The 2178-nt window shown below is 37.1% G+C and carries 1 protein-coding gene; it reads left to right on the plus strand.

Going from position 1 to position 2178, the window contains the following annotated elements:
• Positions 1–649 precede the first annotated feature (649 nt).
• Entirely contained in the window at positions 650–2086 is a 1437-nt protein-coding gene (gene ltrA / locus BMY18_RS20600) for a group II intron reverse transcriptase/maturase (protein ID WP_092458501.1), read from the plus strand.
• Positions 2087–2178 lie beyond the last annotated feature (92 nt).

A 2178-nucleotide genomic window follows, 5' to 3' on the forward strand; every position in this document is an offset into this window, starting at 1 on the left:
CTTTTTGTGCGACAGGCAGTCGCACCAGTTCTAACGAGAGTTAGAACTATTTTGCGTATTAGGAACAGCGGTCACGATGCGGAGCAAAAACGGACTGGGAGTTCTGAAAGCAAGATTTCTCTGGAGTGAAAGTCTCCACTCGTGAGCATTGGTGCAAATCGAGAAGTCTAATCTAGGGCATCATCGTAAGATGGCGTCTGAAGGAGATGTGGAAAGTCGAGAGACCCATAGACGGTTTAGCAGACCGAAACGAAAAGTGAAGCACATGTAGCGGCAGGGTAGGTTGATGACCGTGCGAAAAGTCGGGAAATCTAAATCATTTACCCATAGGAACCAATTGAGTAAATGGAGGCTACTTTGTGAAGGTGCTCGGTATGTTAAAAGGGAAGGTGCGATGACCCTGTGAGACCCTTATATTTACCGAAAGGACTGACATATATAAGAGTAATTCGAAGTTATGTCAGTATATAAGGGAGTCAGACAATCTCATAGTACAGAAGTAATTATGTGACGAAACACATAACGAATGGAAGGGGGTTGACCTTTGTAGACCAAGTCAAGAACTTATAGTTATGCAAATGGCAACGATGCTAAGGTTAGTAGCCTAGCAAAAACGAACCAAAAGAACATAAGGAGGATAAGGATAGTAATGAATGATGAACTAAAAATGAAGTGGCATAGTATTTATGGACAGATTTTATCCGCACCCAAACTAATGTCGGCATGGAAACAGGTAGCAGAGAATAAAGGATGTGGTGGAATTGATATGGAAACCATCCAAACATTTAAAGCAGAAGAAGATAAAAAGATATTAAGCCTGTTACAAGAATTAAAACAAAAAGAATATAAGCCGACAGCAGTAAAAAGAGTATATATTCCAAAGAAAAATGGAGATAAAAGACCACTAGGTATTCCTGTTATAAAAGACAGAATAGTACAACAGAGTATAGTGAATGTACTGAGTCCGAAATTTGAGGACGGTATATTTCATAAATGCTCCTGTGGATATCGTCCTAATAGGGGCATAGAAAGAGTAATGCAGATAATTTTATGGTATATAGAGCATGGAAATAATTATATCTATGATTGTGATATAAAAGGATTCTTTGACAATATACCACATAAGAACATGATGAAAATACTAACAAAGTATATCGCAGATGGAACGGTGCTAGATTTGATATGGGCATGGATGAAATCAGGATATATGGAAGAAGGAAAATTCATGGAAAGCAACTCTGGGACCCAACAAGGTGGTGTCATATCACCGTTACTTGCAAATGTATATTTGAATGAATTAGATTGGGAATTAGAAAAAGAAGGAATAAAATTTGTACGCTATTGCGATGATTTTCTGCTCTTTGCAAAGTCGGATGAAGAAATTAAAAAAGCTGGAGAAGTAGCAAAAAGAGTAATATCAAACTTAGGATTGGAAATAGCTATAAACAAAACAAAGTTTGTAGATTTTCAGAACGATGACTTTAAGTTTGTTGGATTTGATTTTAAGCATTGGAGAGAAAGGAAGGATGGAAGTGGCAAATACTTTATAGTAGAGCCAACGGAACAGTCCTTCAAAGATTTTAAAAAGAAAATCAAAGATGCGACCTGCCGGAAACTGACACTAAGTCAAGAAGAATGGATAAACAGGGTAAATCCTATTATAAGAGGAAAAGTCAACTACTATTTGTATCCCCACAAGGCAGTAGAAATAAACAATAAATATGGCATAGAAAGTCACTGCTTCCTTAAGGGTTTTAGTAGACAAATGCACGGTATAGATATGTACACAAGGCAAAGACTGAGGGTGTGTATGCAACACAAACATCCGACAGTAAGAAAAGGATTTCGAAAAAGTCTGAAATGGAACATAGAATATTTTTGCAAGATTAAGCTCATTCCTTCAAACTGGCTATATTATAATAGAATGTATGGATACACAATAGAGCAGTACATTGAAAAGCAGACGACGAGAAACAAAGGGAAGAATGAACGCTATATAAATAAACTGAAATCACAAGGTATTGAATACTATACTGAAAGTAGGTTGAAAGCTATAGCCTACAGCAAAGGTTTAGTTACATCATAATTTATAAAACTGCAATTGGTAAGCCGTATGCCTTAATAGGGCACGTGCGGTTTGATAAGGGGGTAGCCTAGAAATAGGTTACCCTACTTTAT

The organism is [Clostridium] fimetarium (assembly GCF_900111235.1).
Classification (GTDB): Bacteria; Bacillota; Clostridia; order Lachnospirales; family Lachnospiraceae; genus Clostridium_N; species Clostridium_N fimetarium.

Coding starts and splice junctions, on each gene's coding strand:
- ltrA (WP_092458501.1), top strand. CDS start 650: ATGAATGATGAACTAAAAATGAAGTGGCATAGTATTTATGGACAGATT.